The organism is Marinobacter sp. M-5, from assembly GCF_032911545.1.
Lineage (GTDB): Bacteria > Pseudomonadota > Gammaproteobacteria > Pseudomonadales > Oleiphilaceae > Marinobacter > Marinobacter goseongensis.
This window is the reverse complement of sequence record NZ_JAWJEK010000001.1, coordinates 1,721,899-1,739,740: the sequence shown is the minus strand read 5'-3', so window position 1 is coordinate 1,739,740 and position 17,842 is coordinate 1,721,899. Positions and strand designations below refer to the sequence as shown.

Annotated in this window: 18 protein-coding genes; 11 read left to right on the top strand and 7 right to left on the bottom strand. The window is 58.3% G+C overall.

The window, feature by feature from the left end:
• Positions 1 to 19 precede the first annotated feature (19 nt).
• From R0125_RS07950 to R0125_RS07935, 4 genes are all read right to left on the bottom strand, one after another.
• Entirely contained in the window at positions 20 to 814 is a 795-nt protein-coding gene (locus R0125_RS07950; protein ID WP_317237760.1) for an RES family NAD+ phosphorylase, read from the bottom strand.
• The gene (locus tag R0125_RS07945; protein ID WP_248181280.1) at positions 811 to 1,176 is read right to left on the bottom strand and encodes an MbcA/ParS/Xre antitoxin family protein; all 366 of its coding nucleotides are present in this window, start codon (positions 1,174 to 1,176) and stop codon (positions 811 to 813) included. Before R0125_RS07945 ends, R0125_RS07950 begins: the two co-directional genes overlap by 4 nt.
• A gap of 82 nt (positions 1,177 to 1,258) precedes the next feature.
• Positions 1,259 to 1,915, bottom strand: a complete 657-nt coding sequence (locus R0125_RS07940; RefSeq protein ID WP_248181279.1) for a transglutaminase-like cysteine peptidase — start codon at positions 1,913 to 1,915, stop codon at positions 1,259 to 1,261.
• Positions 1,916 to 1,923: 8 nt separating this feature from the next.
• Positions 1,924 to 2,583 (bottom strand): type II secretion system protein N, encoded by a 660-nt coding sequence (locus tag R0125_RS07935; protein ID WP_248181277.1) that lies wholly within the window; start codon positions 2,581 to 2,583, stop codon positions 1,924 to 1,926.
• A 193-nt stretch (positions 2,584 to 2,776) separates the two neighbouring features.
• On the opposite strand from R0125_RS07935, the gene gspE reads away from it, so the two are divergent.
• The 11 genes from gspE to gorA all read left to right on the top strand — a co-directional run bounded on the left by gspE (position 2,777) and on the right by gorA (position 12,623).
• Positions 2,777 to 4,285 (top strand): type II secretion system ATPase GspE, encoded by a 1,509-nt coding sequence (gene gspE, locus R0125_RS07930; protein WP_248181275.1) that lies wholly within the window; start codon positions 2,777 to 2,779, stop codon positions 4,283 to 4,285.
• A 4-nt stretch (positions 4,286 to 4,289) separates the two neighbouring features.
• On the top strand, positions 4,290 to 5,504 hold the full coding sequence (gspF, locus tag R0125_RS07925; RefSeq protein WP_248181273.1) for a type II secretion system inner membrane protein GspF: 1,215 nt from the start codon (positions 4,290 to 4,292) through the stop codon (positions 5,502 to 5,504).
• 65 nt (positions 5,505 to 5,569) lie between these two features.
• On the top strand, positions 5,570 to 6,034 hold the full coding sequence (gene gspG, locus R0125_RS07920; RefSeq protein WP_248181271.1) for a type II secretion system major pseudopilin GspG: 465 nt from the start codon (positions 5,570 to 5,572) through the stop codon (positions 6,032 to 6,034).
• Between the two features lie 6 nt (positions 6,035 to 6,040).
• A complete protein-coding gene (gene gspH, locus R0125_RS07915; protein WP_317237759.1) occupies positions 6,041 to 6,571 on the top strand; it encodes a type II secretion system minor pseudopilin GspH in 531 nt (176 codons plus the stop codon).
• Positions 6,568 to 6,942 (top strand): type II secretion system minor pseudopilin GspI, encoded by a 375-nt coding sequence (gspI, locus tag R0125_RS07910; RefSeq protein WP_248181269.1) that lies wholly within the window; start codon positions 6,568 to 6,570, stop codon positions 6,940 to 6,942. Before gspH ends, gspI begins: the two co-directional genes overlap by 4 nt.
• On the top strand, positions 6,942 to 7,670 hold the full coding sequence (gene gspJ / locus R0125_RS07905; protein ID WP_317237758.1) for a type II secretion system minor pseudopilin GspJ: 729 nt from the start codon (positions 6,942 to 6,944) through the stop codon (positions 7,668 to 7,670). The genes gspI and gspJ overlap by 1 nt, the downstream gene beginning before the upstream one ends.
• Positions 7,667 to 8,671, top strand: a complete 1,005-nt coding sequence (gene gspK, locus R0125_RS07900; RefSeq protein WP_317237756.1) for a type II secretion system minor pseudopilin GspK — start codon at positions 7,667 to 7,669, stop codon at positions 8,669 to 8,671. The genes gspJ and gspK overlap by 4 nt, the downstream gene beginning before the upstream one ends.
• Before the next feature lie 2 nt (positions 8,672 to 8,673).
• Positions 8,674 to 9,978 carry a type II secretion system protein GspL gene (gspL, locus tag R0125_RS07895; RefSeq protein ID WP_317237755.1) on the top strand — a complete coding sequence of 435 codons (1,305 nt, stop codon included), beginning with the start codon at positions 8,674 to 8,676 and terminating at the stop codon, positions 9,976 to 9,978.
• Between the two features lie 4 nt (positions 9,979 to 9,982).
• Positions 9,983 to 10,510 (top strand): type II secretion system protein GspM, encoded by a 528-nt coding sequence (gspM, locus tag R0125_RS07890; protein ID WP_248181262.1) that lies wholly within the window; start codon positions 9,983 to 9,985, stop codon positions 10,508 to 10,510.
• 55 nt (positions 10,511 to 10,565) lie between these two features.
• Positions 10,566 to 11,231, top strand: coding sequence for a GNAT family N-acetyltransferase (locus tag R0125_RS07885; RefSeq protein WP_317237753.1), 666 nt, complete (start codon positions 10,566 to 10,568; stop codon positions 11,229 to 11,231).
• Between the two features lie 30 nt (positions 11,232 to 11,261).
• Positions 11,262 to 12,623, top strand: a complete 1,362-nt coding sequence (gene gorA, locus R0125_RS07880; RefSeq protein ID WP_317237752.1) for a glutathione-disulfide reductase — start codon at positions 11,262 to 11,264, stop codon at positions 12,621 to 12,623.
• Positions 12,624 to 12,641: 18 nt separating this feature from the next.
• Here the strand turns inward: gorA and R0125_RS07875 are convergent, their stop codons facing one another.
• The 3 genes from R0125_RS07875 to R0125_RS07865 all read right to left on the bottom strand — a co-directional run bounded on the left by R0125_RS07875 (position 12,642) and on the right by R0125_RS07865 (position 17,689).
• Positions 12,642 to 14,579, bottom strand: coding sequence for an ATP-binding protein (locus R0125_RS07875; protein ID WP_317237751.1), 1,938 nt, complete (start codon positions 14,577 to 14,579; stop codon positions 12,642 to 12,644).
• Positions 14,572 to 15,477: an ABC transporter substrate-binding protein gene (locus R0125_RS07870; protein WP_317237974.1), complete on the bottom strand. Its 906-nt coding sequence runs from the start codon at positions 15,475 to 15,477 to the stop codon at positions 14,572 to 14,574. Before R0125_RS07870 ends, R0125_RS07875 begins: the two co-directional genes overlap by 8 nt.
• Positions 15,478 to 15,583: 106 nt before the next feature.
• Positions 15,584 to 17,689: a TonB-dependent receptor plug domain-containing protein gene (locus R0125_RS07865; RefSeq protein WP_317237749.1), complete on the bottom strand. Its 2,106-nt coding sequence runs from the start codon at positions 17,687 to 17,689 to the stop codon at positions 15,584 to 15,586.
• Positions 17,690 to 17,842 lie beyond the last annotated feature (153 nt).

Sequence of the window (17,842 nt, the reverse complement as noted above, 5' to 3'; positions counted from 1 at the left end):
CCGTTACCGGTCTGCCGTCTCAGCTCGCCGGGTGGGGCAATACGCCATCTACCAGAAACGTCTCCTGCCGGAATTCCGATGCGGATTTCTGCCCGTCTTCGTGGGTCAGGCTCATAGATACCATTGTACTGTCGGCGATAATGATCAGGCGGCAGCGTGTCAGGGGCTTGCTGTCTTTGAGGGCGCGGGGTGTGAACAGGCCTGCATTCACCCCCTCCAGACCATTGGACGATTCGTACGGCAGCCGGTAAAGGACTGCCTGGCGGGCGCGGGCAGACAGAAACTGAAAGGCCTCAACTCCGGTTTCCCGCATCTGTGTCCCCAGGCTCTGGCAGGCATCGTAACTGCCCGGATCGGTGAGGGCCTCATGGAGATCCTCCCAGGCTCTGTCCTGCAGGCGAAGGCCTCTATCGGTGCGCATTCGGGTGGCAAACAGGGCGTGCTGGGTTTTCAGAGGTTTGGGGTAGGGCGTGGCCATGTCATTGATGAACACGAACCGATAGAACGCCGACTCCGCCAGCACGGTGTTGACGCTCATGGCGCCGTAAAACAGGCTTTTCTCGAAAGGGCGCCCATAGCGAGAGCCGTACTTCAGTGGTGGATACCGGAACGGGGTTGCCAGCAGGTAGTGAAGCCCATCGGTGCCTTCCGGTCGGCGGGGCTTGCTGAGCTCAAGCATTTCCTCCAGACGTATCTGTTCCGATGTGCTGTCGACCAGCTGTGTGGTTGCAATCTCTTCCTGGGATTCCACCACGCGGTAAATCTTGCCCTGCAGCGCCGAGAGCTCGCCATGGATGCGGTCCGTCAGGTTCAAATCTTGCCCCGCATCGCATCCAGATAATGAAGAACCCGCACCAACCCCTCTGCGGTGCGAATCATGTCCCGTGGTACCTCATCGAAGTACCGGTTTTCCGTAGCCAGCCAGTGCTTCATGGCGCTCTGGTCGCCGCCCATCAGCGCATACACACTGCGATAGAGGCGAATCAGCAGCAGCGCCAGCTCGCCGGCTTTGCTGGAGGGGTCGATGCCATCGCGCAGCAGGCCGGAGCGGTTGCGACCCACGATATCAGCCACCTCGGCCTGAGTAAGACCGAGGGCTTTGCCGGCGTTCACCAGGGCTTTCCCGAGCAGAGCCCGATCGTTGATCTGTGGTCTGGTGTTGGATGCGACAGTCATAACACCTCCGACGTTGTGTTGCTTTTTCACAGTATAGCAAAAACTGTTGAAAAAACGACAATCTCTCCAGTGCCGGGGAGCGCTAGCGCAAGGCGTTAATCAGTCGCCGGTTGACGTCCTGCCAGTGCTCGAGTTTTTCGGCTTCTCCGATTCGCTGCTGCTGTCCGCCCGAGCGGTTGAGCCACAGACCACCGCCATTGAAACTGTATACCGGCTCCAGATCCGGACGCTGCGATGCGGGCTTGATCTCATTGATCAGGTTATCGAGGATCAGCGGGTCCGCATCGGGTTCCGGGTACCAGGCCAGCACCATGTGCGCCTGGTTCAGCTCCAGGGCCTTGACGTAGACAATGCGTAGCTGCTCATCCGGTACACCCATGGATTTCAGGGTCAGGTACTTGGCGATGGAAAAGTCCTCGCAGTCCCCACCGTTGGTGGTAAGCAATTCGACTGGCGTGGCCCAATAGTCTTCCTGACCCCAATGCTCGATGTCATTCACAAAACGTACGCGGTTGAAAAATGTGTTAACCAACCGAAGTTGTCGCTCAACCGGGGCTCTGGCAGCCAGTCGGTGAAGGTTCTGCCAGTTATCCAGACGGCTGTACGCTTCGCTTCCGAATTCCTTGCGGACATAGTCCATCAGTTGCTCGCCTATTTCGAAGGCGGCCACGGTGGAGACGAGTAGCAGCAAGGGAAGCAGGAGACGACAGCGGCGAATTGGAAGGGCTGCTGTCTCCATGAGGGGTATCAGCTATTGTTGTTCCGCAGGCGTTCGCGGAGTTGTTCAAGGCGGCGGCGTATTTCTTCCCGGCGCTGGTCGTCGCTGGTCGGGCTCGCATTGCCGGGTGAGGGACTGGCGGACGGTGCTGCGGACGAACCATCATCCGGGGATTCCATATCGTTACTGGTGGCGACGCTCAGGCCGCTGCGATCGTCGCCCTCCGGGAAATACAGGTTCTCGAGTTTGCCACCGCGTTCAATGATCACCCGGTTGGCATGAACTGAACGGAGTTTGGCGTTGCCCGGCAGCTCATCACCGACCAGGTACGCTTCGGTAGTGCTTTTATCATCTTCGATCAGCGCGCTGCCCGGAAACTCACCCTCGGCGGCAAGCACGCCGCGCAGGAACAGGCGGAGATTGGTCTCGGGAAGGTTTTCCGTATTCAGTTCCGTGGGCGTTGCACTCTCACCCGCAACCCCGAACAGGTCAAGTGAGGCCAGTTTCACCTCCGGCGTAGTGTCTTTATCAGCGACGGCGGTGCTACTGGCCGATTCGGCGAGTTGCTGACGCTCCCGTTGGTTTTCAGACTGCCAGAAACGATATGCTTGCCATGACGTCAGGCCAATCATGGCTGCTGCAACAATGACAGCAAGAAGCAGGGGAAGGCGGGTATTGTTCAAAGGCATGGGGTGTCCCGGCTGTGTATTTACGACCCTGTAAAAAGTCCACAGGTTATCAGACTGAAAGGCTTAAATGGCAGTATAGTGTATAGAGTTATTCAGCGGTTCCATATCCTGTGGTAGCCTTTCGGAATCAATTGAATAAAAAGGGTTTACGGAGACAAACTTTCCGCACCTGGCAACAAAAACGAGGACGACCTTGAACACAGATCACGAACTTCAGCCGCAGGATGCTCCGCTGGGCCGTCTTCCCTTCGCCTTTGCCAAGCGCAACGGTGTGATTCTTACCCGGGACGATCAGGGTGAGGCGGTCATTCTGGTGCGCCCGGGCGCGGGGCATTCCGCTCTGGCAGAGGCCAACCGGATCAGCGGCGGTCGTGCGCGTTTTTCCAGAATTGATCCGGAACGTTTCGATGCCGCGCTCAACGCGGCCTATCAGAACGATTCCGCCGAAGCCATGCAGATGGTGGAGGGGATCGGTGATGACATGGACCTGGCGTCGCTCGCGGATTCTGTGCCCGAAACCGAGGATCTGCTGGAACAGGAAGACGACGCCCCGATCATCCGGCTGATCAACGCCATCCTCACCGAAGCGGTGAAAACCAACGCGTCGGACGTTCACATCGAAACCTACGAGAAGCGCCTGGTGGTGCGGTTCCGCGTGGACGGCGTGCTGAGGGAAGTGGTGCAACCGAAGCGGGCGCTGGCACCATTGTTGGTGTCGCGTATCAAGGTCATGGCAAAGCTGGATATTGCCGAGAAGCGTCTGCCTCAGGATGGCCGGATTGCGCTGCGGGTTGCCGGGCGTGAAGTAGACATCCGTGTGTCGACCATGCCGTCCTCAAGCGGCGAGCGGGTGGTGCTGCGACTGCTGGACAAACAGGCCGGCAATATCCACCTTGAATCGCTCGGCATGGAGGGTCGCGATCTCACGGTGTTGCGCAAGCTGATCCATCGCCCGTACGGCATCATGCTGGTCACCGGTCCGACCGGCTCCGGGAAGTCCACAACGTTGTATGCATCGTTGCTGGAAATCAATGATCGCAGCCGCAATATCCTCACCGTGGAAGACCCCATTGAATATGATTTGCCGGGCATCGGGCAAACCCAGGTCAACACCAAGGTGGATATGACGTTCGCTAGGGGCCTGCGGGCAATTCTGCGCCAGGATCCCGATGTGGTGATGATTGGTGAGATCCGCGATCTGGAAACTGCTGAAATCGCTGTTCAGGCCAGCTTGACTGGCCACCTGGTACTTTCCACGTTACACACCAACACGGCGGTTGGTGCCATAACCCGATTGATGGATATGGGCATTGAGCCATTTCTGATCTCTTCGAGTCTGGTGGGCATCGTGGCTCAGCGTCTGGTCAGGGTGTTGTGCAAAGAATGCCGGGAGCCTTACGTGCCCACCCAGGAGCATTGCGATTTCCTCCAGCTTGAAAGTGACAACCCACCGATGATTTTCCGCGCCACCGGATGTGAGCACTGCAACCAGCTTGGGTATCGGGGGCGTATTGGTATTTATGAGGTGGTGGAGATTACCGATGAGATCAGTGCGCTGATCCACAAACGGGCAGGGGAGCTGGATCTGGAGCGAGAAGCGCGCCGGTCGGGCCCCAGCATTCACGCTGACGGTGTCAAAAAGATTCTGGATGGCGTAACGACGGTAGAAGAAGTTCTTCGCGTAACCCACCGGAGCCAATAATTTCATGCCGGCATTCGAATACAAGGCGCTGGACGCCCGAGGCAAACAGAAGCACGGTGTGCTAGAGGCAGACGCCCCCAGAGCGGTCCGTCAGCAGCTTCGAGAGCGGGGCCTGACTCCTCTGGCGGTAGAGCCTGCCGCTGAAAAACAGGCCCGCAGCCGCAACCCGTTAAGCAGCCGCGGCTCGCTGGCGGCCGCCGACCTTGCGCTGGTTACCCGCCAACTGGCCACTCTGATTCAGTCCGGCATTCCCATTGAGCAGGCGATGTCGGCCGCGGCGCAGCAGTCCTCCAAACCGCGCATCCGCGGCATGCTGATTGCGATCCGGGCCAAAGTCATGGAAGGTTACAGTCTGGCCGACAGTCTTGGTGAGTTTCCGCGCGCGTTTCCGCGGCTGTACCGGTCGACCGTGGCCGCCGGTGAGCACGCGGGGCACCTTGATCTGGTGCTCAACCGGCTGGCGGATTACACCGAGGCCCGTCAGGAGGCGCGACAGAAAATCCAGCTCGCTGCCATATACCCCATCATTCTGAGTGTGGTGGCGATCGCTATCGTGGTGTTCCTGCTCACCTATGTGGTGCCCGACATTATCGAAGTGTTTGTCCGGCAGGGTCAGGATCTGCCGGGACTCACCGTGGCGATGCTGACAGTGTCGGAATTTCTGGGCAATTATGGTGTCTATCTTCTTATATTGATCGTGTTGGGGGTTGTTGCGTTTCGCGTTGCTTTGCGTAAGCCCGCATTCAAACTGAAATTTCATCGCAGCTTGCTGAACATGCCCTTGTTCGCCGGAATGGTGCGGGGTGTGAACACCGCCCGTTACGCCAGTACGCTCAGCATCCTCACCACCAGTGGTGTGCCTCTGGTGGATGCTATGCGCATAGCCGGGGAGGTGCTGTCGAACGACTATCTCCGGCAGGAGTTGCGGGACGCTGCTCGGAAAGTCAGCGAGGGCGGCTCACTGCACCGCTCGCTCGACCAGACCGGCTATTTTCCGCCGATGATGTTGCACATGATTGCCAGTGGCGAGGCCAGCGGCGAACTGGACAGTATGCTGGAGCGCACTGCACGGATGCAGGAAAACACCCTGCAATCGAAAATTGCCGCCATCGTCGGTTTGTTCGAGCCAATGATGTTGCTGTTTATGGGTGTGGTGGTACTGATCATTGTACTGGCCATCATGCTGCCGATTCTCAATATGAGTAATCTGGTCGGCTGATCCGACGCCGAATCCCCAAGACAACGGAAAATGGAAAGAGAGCCCCTCAAATGACGAGCACAGTAATGAAACCTCAAGTCAATCGACCACTGGCGCATGGTCGGCGCCCACAGAACGGCTTCACCCTCATCGAAATCATGGTGGTGATGGTCATTCTCGGTCTTCTGGTAGCAATCGTTGCTCCCAACATCATGGGGCGCAGTGATCAAGCCAAAGTGACGGTTGCAGAAACCCAGCTGAGCAACATTGCCAACGCACTGGATCTGTATCGTCTTGATAACAGTCATTATCCGTCCACGCAGCAAGGGCTGCGGGCGCTGGTGACACAGCCCAGTGGCAGCCCTGAGCCAAAAAACTGGAACCCGGACGGCTACCTCAAGAGCGTTCCGGAAGATCCCTGGGGGAGCGAATATCAATACATCAGCCCTGGCAGGGAAGGCCCTTATGATCTCTACTCTTTCGGATCCGACGGCCTGGATGGCGGTGACGGCGACGCCGCTGATATCAGTGTCTGGAAAGCCAGGGATTGATGAACTGTGGTTAGACGGGCACCCACCTCGGGCTTTACGCTCATCGAGATTCTGGTCGTGCTGGTTGTGGTGGGACTTCTTGCCGCACTGGCGGTGCTGAATCTCGGGGGCGGGTCTCAGCAGCGAGAGTTGCAGAACCATGTGCGGGAAACCTATCTGCTGATGCAGACAGCGTCCGAGCAGGCGGTGCTGAACAACATCGAACTGGGGCTGCTACTGGAAGAAGACGGATACCGCTTTGTCATCCTCGACGAGCGCGCCAACGAATGGACCGAGACCACTGAGCGGATGTTTCGTGAGCGCAATTACCCGGAATGGCTGGTGCTGACGGAATATATCGAGAGCAATACGCCCCGCCTGGCGTCCGAGGAAGACCGGCTGCGTCCGGATATCGTGTTTTTCTCCAGCGGGGAAACCACACCTTTCGAAGTGGAATTCACCATAGGCGCTGACAGTTCCTATATGCACGTGCTGGCGTCTGACGGCCTCTCGGCCCTGGAATGGCGCAAACCCGGTGGTGACGGGGAGGACGAATGAACCGTCAGCGTGGATTCACCCTTATAGAAGTACTGGTTGCACTGTTGGTGTTCGGATTGATCGCCACCGCTGCCGCTGAAGTGGGCAGTCAGTACATTGCCAGTTTCGAGCGTATCCGCGACAAGACGTTTGCCGGCTGGATTGCCGACAACCGAATCAACGAACTCCGCCTCAGCGAAGCGTTGCCCGGTATCTCCGAAAATTCGAGCGATCTCGATTATGGCCCGTTCCGCTGGCAGGTCACGACCGCAGTACTCGCCACCGAAGAACCCACCATGCGGCGTGTAGAAGTCACAGTAGCCCGATTCCGCGATAATGGCAGTGACCCGCTTCCGGTGCACACCCTGTCTGCCTTCATCGGAGAGAGCTGATGAGCCAGAAGGGTTTTACACTGATGGAGGTGCTGATTGCGGTTGCCATCACCGCGGTGATCGGCCTGGGTGTCTGGCAGGTGCTCAATGGCGTGATATTGTCCCGGGATCGGGTAAACGAGGCCGGCGATGCGTTCGATCAGCTGCAACGGACCATGCTGCTGCTGGAGCGTGATCTCACTCAGCTGGTGAATCGGCCGGCACGGGATATGTTCGGTGACTATCAGCCCGCCCTGACCAGTCGCGAGGATGAGTTTGACCTGGTGCTGACGCGCCAGGGCTGGCGAAACCCACTGGGAACCCGCCGTAGCTCCTTACAACGGGCGGCCTGGGAGTATACCGGTGAGGAGCTCCGGCGCAGGCAGTGGCGTACCGTTGATCGGGGCCAGGAAGACAACAGCGAGGATGTGCTGGTGCTGGCCGATGTAACCGCCTTCGAAATCCGTTTCCTTGATAACGAACGCAGCTGGAGCGACGGCTGGCCGACAGAAGAGGCCATGGCCAATCTCACCCAGGGTGCGCGCCCCGACATCCCGATGCCGGTCGGGATCGAAGTGACACTGGAGCATGAGCGGTTCGGGGAAATGGTGCGCACCTTTGCGATCGCCGATTTTGACGGCAGTGTCGCTCAGGGCGTGGTGAACGCCGCCAACGAAGCCGGTGCCCAAACTGATACGGATGAGCAGGAAGAGGATGAAGGCCAGTCTGCAGAGGGGGGCACGCAATGATGCGTCAGGCAGCCTTCTTCAAGCGTCAGCAGGGTGTGGCGTTGATCATGGTGTTGCTGGCCATGGCATTGGTCGTGATGCTGGCCACGGGTATGACCCAGCAACAGAGCGTTCGGGTTTTCCGGGCCGGCCACTATCTGGCACAGCAGCAGGGCCTGAGTGTCGCGCTCGGTGCGGAGGCTTTCGCACGGCAGATTCTGGTGCGGGACTATGAAGCGGACAAGGAAGATAGTGTCATGGTCGACAGTCTCGACGAGTTCTGGGCCGCCAACGCCGCCATCCTTCCGCTGGACGACAACGGCGTTGCCGAAGTACAGATTGACGACCTCGGCGGACGAATCAATCTCAACGATCTGGTTTCGTCCAACGGTCAGGTTGACCCGTTGACCCGGGATCGGCTGACCCGCTTGTTGGTTGCACTGGATATTTCCGGATTGTCGGTGGATACATTGATTGACTGGATTGATCCGGACGATCAGACCATCAGCGCCTTTGGTGCCGAAGACGGTCAGTACCTGGTGGCGGAGCCTGCGTTCCGCGCCGCGAACCAGCCTTTTGTCAGTGTGTCCGAATTGCGGTTGCTGGAAGGCATGACCGAAGAAATTTACCGGCAGCTCCGGCCCCACGTGGCAACACTGCCGGTGAGTGGTTTGGGCATTAATGTGAATACGGCATCCGCTCCGGTTCTTCGCTCTCTGCATGAGGAGCTGACACTGGCTCAGGCAGAGTCTATTCTTGAAAAAAGAAAGGAAGAGCGGTTCGAAAACATTCAGGATTTTCTGGCGTTACCCGAATTCTCCGGTCTCGGCCTCAAAGCCAGTGGGCTGGGATTACAAACCCGTTTTTTTGAAGTCGTTTCACGAATTACCTACGATGACCGCGTGGCGAACCTGGTCAGTACGGTTTTCCGGAATTCCGAAGGGGAAGTGCAAACGGTTCACAGAGATACCGGACAGAAGAACCGCATCACCAAAGAGCCTTTCACCATCTCAGAAGGATAGACATGTCTTACCGTCTTTATGTCAGGCCACTGCCGCCCTTCGCGGACCCGGACCAAAGCCCGGACGCGCAGCTGTATAATTGGGTCCTCCACGATGCCAGTGGTGATTCTCAGGCCCGTGGCACCGGCGATACACGCTCGGTGATCGAGCAGACACTGAGTCAGAACGACCTCGACAACGTTTTGCTCAATGGCCTGATACCGGGAGACGAGGCATTGTTTTGCCTGGCAGACATTCCCGCAAAGCAGACGCGTTTTATCCAACAGGCTTTGCCCTATGCGGTGGAAGAGCAGATTGCTCAGGACATTGACAGCGTTCACCTCGCGCTCGGCGGCCATGGTGATCAGGGCTATCGCGTGGCGGCTATTGATCGCGGGAGAATGTCGGGCTGGATAGACCTGTTCAGTGGCTGGGATCATTCCCGTCTGTATGCGATCTATCCCGATGCGGCACTGCTGCCCGTCACCGGGGGCGGCTGGTCAATCTGCCTGGATGGCGACAACGCCATGCTGATCAGTGATCGCGGGGAATGGTTGAGTATTCAGTCGCGGAATCTTGGCATGTTCGGCCATACGCTGGCGATGCCACCCTCTGAAGACGTAGTGGCGGAAGTGCCGGTCACCATCTACGGCACCGAGGTCGAGCTGGAACAACAGCAATCGGCCATCAGTGAACTGCGGAGTGCCGGGCGCCTGACGGTTCGGCTCGAAACCATCGAACTGATGCCGCTGGAATTACTGGCGCACGCCCATCACCATCATCTCTCCCAGCCGATTAATCTGTGCCAGGGCAGTTATGGGCTGAAGAGCGGCAAGTCCAGTCCATTGCTGGCGTGGAGGCCGGTGATTGCGGTGGCGTCGGTATGGTTCGTGATTCAACTCGGGGTTGAGATCGGCATGGGTTATTACCATCAGCAACACGCTGACGAGACTCGTGAACAGGCAATGGCCATCTACCGTAACGCGTTCCCCGATGACACCCGTACCCATGCGGGGAACGTGCGTCGGGTGATCGAGGGGCAATTACGCACCATCGGTTCCGGCGGTCCCAGTGCGGACTTTGTCACGCTGATGAAATATACCGGAGACCAGTACACCAGAGTGCCCCAGAATCAGTCACTCACCTTCAATTCCATCAATTACAGTCGCTCCCGTGGTGAGCTGGTGGTGGATCTTCGTGCCGACAGTTACGATCGCATGAGTGCTTTGCGTAGCGGACTGTCGAAGCAGGGACTGGAGGCACAGATCGGCTCGGTGGTGAATGAATCCAGCGGTGCCCGCGGGCGCCTGACAGTCTCGGGGGGCTGACCTTATGATTGCCAAACTGAAAGAGCAGCCTGCCGTCGAAAAACTGATTGCGCAATACGATCAATTGCCACGCCGGGACCAGCAGGCCCTGACGGTACTGGCCATTGCGGTCTTTCTTGGCTTGCTTTACTTCGCCATCTGGCGCCCGGTGGCTGGCTTCCATGACCAGGCATTGAGTGCCAGGGAAAATGGGGAGGAGTTGTTGGCCTGGATGCAGTCCAACAAGTCTGCGCTGGATCGCCTGGCTGCCAGCGACGGCAGCAGCAGTCCCGCGGCCAACGCGCCTGAGGATGGCCGCGCGCTGATGGCGCTGGTTACCCGCAGCGCCGGGGAGTCAGGACTGTCCCTGCAGCGCTTCGAGCCCAGCGGATCCGATGCGATACGGGTATGGCTTGAAGACGTCCCGTTTGCCGAGGTGGCAGCGTGGCTGGAGGGCCTCAACGGAGATCATGGTGTGGTGATCGATCAGGCGGCGATGGATAAACAGGATGAACCGGGGATCGTGTCGGTTCGGCTGACCCTGACAATCTGACCGGCGAATCCGGGCGAGCAGGGCAGTCCAAGGTGAGTTAACAGGAGCAAACCGGATGAGTGGCAATAAAGATAACAACAAGAAATCAGAACCCGTGGTGGTCCGTCTTGACGAAGACGCCCGAAATGAAGCGCGCTCCATTCTCTTTCATGCCTATCTCCACGAACCGACGTTCCAGTACCTGTTCGATCATCGCCGCGCCGGATACGCGCAGCGGGTGAGGGCAACCATTCGCGAGCTCGTCGACCTGTATATTGATCTGAACCAGGAATCGGTCGGCGTAATGGTTGATGACACGCTGGTTGCCGTGGCGTTTATCGGTGAACCGGAGCTGCGGTTGAACCTTGCTGATCAGATCAGCTGGCGCATCCGTATGGTACTAACAGCCGGATTCGCCAGTACCCGCCGGTATCTGGATTATCACGAAAAGATCAAGCAGCTGTTACCACAGCCTCTGGCACACCAGTTGCCGTTGATGGGAGTAAACCCGAAGTATCAGAACTTGGGTTATGGCCGCCTGTTGCTCTCCACCGTGGAGCGTCTGTGTGCGGAAAATCCCCGCGGCAGTGGCCTGGTTCTGGATACCGGCAACAGTCGGTACCTGCCGTTTTATGAGTCCGAGGGATTCCGCAGCCTGGGCAGGATCCGGCTAGGAGATTTCGAGGACCACGTGTTGTTCCGGGAAGTGACGCCTGCTGAAAGCAAGGCTGCACCCGGTTGAAGTCATCACTTGCTTTATTCAGGAGACTCTGTGTCTGACCCCCAGGATTACGATCTGATCATCATCGGTGCCGGTTCCGGAGGCGTTCGTCTTGCCCGGATGTCCGCCCAGCGTGGCGCTCGGGTGGCCGTTGTGGAATCCCGGTACCTTGGCGGTACCTGTGTCAACGTTGGTTGCGTACCCAAAAAGCTGTTCGTTTACGGTGCCCATGTCAGCGAGGATCTGGAGGATGCCGCAGGTTACGGCTGGTCGTTCCCCCGTGATCAGGTGAAGTTCGACTGGCCGACCCTGGTTGCCAATAAGAACACTGAGATCGAGCGGCTCAACGGCATCTACGGCCGTATGCTGGAAAACGCCGGGGTAACGGTCATTCAAGGCTCCGCAACCCTGGCCGACGCCAACACGGTTGTAGTCGGTGACGACCGCTACACCGCCAGGCACATTACGGTCGCCACGGGCAGTTGGCCGGTGATTCCTGAGGTGCCGGGGAAAGAGTGCATCCTCACCTCCAATGAGATGTTCTACCTGCCGCAGCTGCCACGGGAAGCGGTGGTCTGGGGCGGCGGTTACATTGCGGTGGAATTTGCCGGCATTCTGGCCGGCCTGGGCGTGCAGACCACGCTGCTGTACCGGGGCGACATGTTCCTTCGCGGCTTTGACGACGATATTCGCGAATTTACTGCGCAGGAAATGCGCAAGAAAGGCGTGGACCTGCGATTTGGCGTGACGATCGAGGCGGTGGAAAGTGACGGCGCTCATTACGACGTGATCCTGAACGATGGCAGCCAATTGAAAACCGGGCTGGTCATGGCCGCCACCGGTCGCCGTGCGCTGATCGATGGTTTGGGGCTGGAGAAACTGGGTGTGCAGATCAGTGAATCCGGCCACGTGGTGGTGGATGAGCATTTCCAGACAGCGGTGCCTTCCATCACCGCGTTGGGGGATGTTATCGGCACACCGCAGCTGACCCCTGTGGCGCTCGCCCAGGGCATGGTGCTGTCCCGCCGGCTGTTCGGAGATGGCAACGGTGAAATGGACTACCGCTGTATCCCCACTGCGGTGTTCTGCCAGCCCAACATCGGGACCGTTGGCCTGACTGAGGCCGAGGCGAGGAAAGCGGGTCACCAGGTCAGTGTTTACCGCTCCGAATTCCGGCCCATGAAACACACCCTCAGTGGTCGCGATGAGCGGTGTCTGATGAAACTGGTGGTGGATGCCCAGACCGATCGCGTTCTTGGTGCACACATGGTGGGGCCGGACGCCGGTGAAATTACGCAGGGCCTGGCCGTGGCGCTGAAGGCCGGTGCTACCAAGGCGCAGTTCGACAGCACATTGGGCATTCATCCCACCTCTGCGGAAGAGTTCGTCACTATGCGTGAGCCGGTCGCCTGACCGGCCTCGGCCGCCGAATCAGAGTTTGATCCAGCGGCTGAGCACCTCCCGCAAACACTCTTTACGCACGGGTTTGGCGAGGTAATCGTTCATCCCGGCGTCGTGGCAGCTGGCCTCGGTGCCGGGCAGGGCGTCGGCGGTCAAGGCAATGATGGGGGTTCCACCCTGACCGTTACTCTGTTCCCATTCCCGAATGCACCGCGTGGTTTCGTAACCGTCCATTACCGGCATCTGGCAGTCCATCAGAATGACGTCATAACCTGCATGATTGGTGCGCACCAGATCCAGTGCCTCCTTGCCGTTGTTGGCCGCGTCGGTTTCGAAGCCCAGGCGGGTAAGGAGAGCCGTCGCGACACGTTGGTTGACCGGGTTGTCCTCCACCACCAATGCTCTGGATGTCGCTCCTTCATTTACCGCGCCGGCATTCTCCCGTGGCACCGGTCGAATGGCGGGCGCGGTGTTGCTGAGTTCGAAGGGCAATTCAAAACGGAACGATGAGCCTTTGCCTGGATCGGTTTCGACCTGCACATGGCCACCCATCAGTTCCACCAGACGCTGAACCAGAGACAATCCCATACCGGTGCCGTCGTGCCCTCGATTGTCGCCGCTGTCCAGCTGTTCGAAGGAATTGAAAATATCGCTCAGTCGCTCCACCGGAATGCCGGACCCGGAATCGCTGACCGAACAGTTCAGCACCATGCAGTTATCTTCCAGTGCAAACCAACCGGCCTGGATGTTGATGTACCCCGCGCCGGTGAATTTGATCGCGTTGTCGATCAGGCCCGCGAGGATCTGTCGCAGCCGGGGCGCGTCACCCACCACGAAGGGTTTTTCCGGCCACTCACCGAAGAACGCCAGCGTCAGCGCCAGGCCCTGCTGCTCGGCCATCAGCTTGTAACTGGCGGTGCAATTGGTGATGAGCTGGCGAAGGTCGAATTCCCGGTTATCAAGCGGCAGGTGGCCACGATCAATGCGCGAGTAATCCAGAATGTCACTGATGACGGTGAGGAGGTCCTCCGTGGATTGCCGGGCGGTCTGCAGGTAGTCAATCTGCCGCGGTGTCAGGGGTTCCTCATTGACCAGTTCGATCATCCCGAGTACGCCGTTAAGTGGGGTGCGCAATTCGTGACTCATGGCGGCCAGAAATTCCGACTTTGCCTGGTTTGCCGCTTCAGCCCGGGTTCGCGCTTTCTCTGATGCGGCGAGCGTCTGTGCCCGGGACTCCTTCAGGTTGTTGAGATGCTTTGCCAGGGCATTCAGGTTTTCCTCGAGTTCCCTGATTTCGAGGGTATTGTGATTCTTGCTCACTTCCACCGGGTCGTAGTGACGGTCAATCAGCAGCTTTACCCGGGTTGAAAGGCCGCGGATCGGCGAGAGGATGCCCGACAGCGTCTGATTGACGATCAACATGGTAAACAGCAGCAGGGCAAGGCCCACCGCCAGCGATGTCCACAGAATGTCGCTGCGTCGGGCAGCCAGATGCTCTTTACTCACGCCCACCTGAACGGTGCCGACCCGAAGCGCACCGCCGCCGAATCCATAATCCGGTTCGAACCATTCGGTTTGCCTGCTCGCGCCCAGATCCAGTGGCTGTTGAAGAATCTCAGATTCGAAGATATCGAAGGTGTCGTCGCTGGTGATTACCTGGCTGGGGGTGCTGGTTACGAATCCGACTTCGTCGCCCATGACATCGGACACCCGGATCCATTGTGCGCGGCTGCGCCGCAGGGATTGCGACAGGATTTGCTCCAATGCGACCGTGTTTCCGGACACCACGGCGTATTCCACCGCCGGCGCGAGACTGTCCGCGAGCATCTGGCTACTGTCAGCAAGATCCTTGCGGGCATCCTCCAGGCGGGCCGAAGTGAAAAACACCATCAATACAACAAACATCACGACGGCGGGTAATGCGCCCAGCAGCATGAGCTTTCTGACCAGCGGTGCTGACTTACTCATGGGCTCCCTCCGTCGAATTGGAGAGCCGGGATGCAATGGTGGCACGCAATTCTTCCCGCGGTGGCAATGGGATGTTCAGGGAACGGGCCACCTGATCGTTGATCTCCAGCTGAAACTCGTCCGGGTATACCGGCGGCGGAAAACGGCCGGTCTGATGAAACACAGCCAACTGTTGTGCCGCGGACTCTGCAGTGGTCCGGAGCGGTACATACGTGGACGCCAGCGAGCCTGCTTTTACATAGGCCTGGCTGGGGCCAATCACTATTCTGCTGCGCCGGTAGGTGGTTAACAGAATGTGCTTTATGGTTCGGGGGTTGTAGATTGTGCTGTCGGTTGCCGCGAGCAGGAAGTCGCCATACTCGAGAGCGCGAACGAGGGCGGGGATCAGATCATCGTTATCACTGACGATGAACACGCGTCCCTCCATGCCAAGTTCCGGCAGCCGGGGAGTGAGTGCTTCATAAAGTTCAACGCTTTCCGGTGTTGCCAGCATGGCCACACGGGTTGCGTGGGGCAGGATCACTTTTCCGGCCATGGCCTGGCGAATGAGCGGAGAATTATAGAGAACGGCGCCAATGTCACCCGCCGATCGCTCGGCATAGCCGGCGATAAAAGGCTCATCCACCAGCAGTGCCAGGATCGGCGCAGTGCGGCTTTCCTGTCGAACCAGCGTAAAAGCCTCGGGGCCCAGGGTGATAATCACGCTTCCGTCGCTCTGGGATGTCTGGCCGGGTTGGAAACGGCGGATCTCTGCGTCGTCCCCCAGTGCGTCCGTCAGCAGATTCATCATGTGGCTGGTCAGGGCGGAGTTTCTCTCGCTGCCTGCCAGATACGCCACGGTCTGCGGCGCCTCCTGAGCGAATACAGAAGGGCAGAGCGCCAGAAACGCCCAGATCACCAAGCAAAAGCGCGCTCCGAACGGCATTACACCGCTCGTCGAGTCACGTTTTGATTGCTTCTCTTGTCTCATACCGTCCCGGGTTCAGAGCTTTCCATAGACAGGTTCAGAAGCGGACCCCTGCTTCGACAAAAAACTGGTTGTGATCGCTGATGATATTGTCGGGACTCAGATCCTGATCCCGATTGAGGTAGTGTTGCATGGTCACAGCCAGTTCGTAACTATACTTTGGCGCATATATTCGCCGTGCGATCCGGAAATCCGCCCGTTCGAACTGGGCGCGCCGGAATTCATCGGCCCAGTAGAAGGTGGCCGCCGAGGTAAGGTCAAACGGCAGCTGCTGAATCCACGAAAAGCTGCCGGAATGTCGTACGGACAGTCGGCCGAGCAGCTCGACCACGTAATCCTGATCCCCCGCATCCAGTGCATCGGGGTCACCGGTATACCAGCCGTTCTGGTCAAGGTAGGCGTAGGTGGCTCTGAGTTTCGTCCCGGCATAATCAACAGACGTTTCCACCTCAAAGCCTTCCTGGTCGAGCCCAACGTTGTTGGCGATGAACCAGTCTTCCTCGTTGATAACCCCGCTGATCATGTCCCGTAACTGATCGTTGAAATACCGAAGCTCAAGGGACAGTAGCGCACTGTCCATGTAAAACTGCCCGAAATAACTGATTTCACGTGAAATAATGCGCTCTTCGTCAAGGTCGATGCCGAAGGTGGAGGTGGTTGGATCGACCAGGTCCTCGACACGGAAGCGAACACCTTCCAGGAATTCATAAGGTGCCTGCACGTTGCGTGGCCGGTATGACCAGTCGGGGGTCTGTTCGAAGGCATCCGGCGTGCGAACGGCCTCTGAATAAACAAACCGTATGGCCTGATTGTTGTTGATGATGAAGTTAGCCGCCACCCGCGGGGAAAAGTAGCCTTCGTCCGTGGTGGTCGTGGTTTCCCAGTTACCGCCGGCGTTCAGTGTCAGCCACTGGAAGGGAGAATACTCCACGTTGCCGAACGCCCGGGACTGGTAATTGTTTCCGCGACCGTTAAAGAAGGTTTCTGAACGAAACGTGTCCCTGCGATAGCCAAGGCCGGAAACCAGTTTGAGGTTAGGGTTGAAATACAGAGTGTCCTGAATCTCAAACTCAAGCCGGGACTCTTCGATGTCTTCGTTCAGATCGGCGATGAGCGGGGCTGGGTCATCGCCAGCGCTGCAGTCTCCCGGCTCGAAATCAAAATCCGGAGGGTTGCCTTCGAGGAGGCTGTCGATTTGGGGCCCCGAGATACAGATGGGCCAACGTTGCCGGCGCTGGTAGTTCTGAAAGCTCACCTGAAAGTGGAAAAAATGATTGGTCGAGGTGGTTACATTGAGGCGTGTCTGAAGGTAGTAGTCGTCAACCATGATATCCGGATTGTCGGTGGCGCCGAGTTTGCCGTTTTTGCGCAGGTCTTCTTCATTTATGCCATCCACAACCCCACCGCGCAGGTCCAGGCTGATCTGATCCGATAGCCGGGCAATGCCGTCGTAACTGAAGGTGTTAATGTTGTGGCCATCGTTAAATGGGTAAAACTCACCACCATCGATCTGTTTATCGAACCCGTCAGACTGGCGCTTTTCATAGGCCAGTCGCCAACTGTAGGGTGCACTGGCTTCGCCTACAGAACCGAAAGCGCGCAGGTAACCCCGCGAACCGGATGCTGCACCCAGTTGCACGCCGGCCGTGTCGTCCGGTGAGCGGGTAATGATATTAATCGTACCGAGAAACGCATTGATACCGTGAGCTGCGGAGTTGGGCCCGCGGCTGACTTCAATACGCTCGATCAGCTCCAGTGGCACCGGCATGGTGTGCCAGTCGGTGTCGGATAGGCTGGCACGGTAGGAGGTGCGGCCGTCTACCTGAATCTGCAGGCGCCGTTGCTCGTAATGGACGGTGCCATGGTAACTGGTGACAGGATTGTTGCTGCCGACTTCCGCCACGGTCATGCCGGGCACCAGGCGGAACACCTCAACCAGGTTCATGACACCGAGATCCCGAATCAGGTCGCCCTCGATAATTGTGGTTGTGCCAGGCACCCTGGATTTCGGCTGGCGGAGGCGGGTGGTGGTCAGCACCTCCGGCAGGGGTGGTTCCACGGAACCAAGGCCGGAAAAGTCTGGAGTCGGCGCATCGCTGTCGGCCTGTGCCGGCGCGGGCAGCAAAGTGGCCGTCGCGACCATCAGAGCTAAAGGAACAGACAGCCCGGAACGCCGGAAACAGTGAAATGAAGAATTGGCAACAGGGTTCGTAACGGGCATGACTGTCGTTTTATAATGGTGTAAATGAGGGTTTTGTTGACGTGTTGGCACACTTTATCTGTATCCTAGGTGACC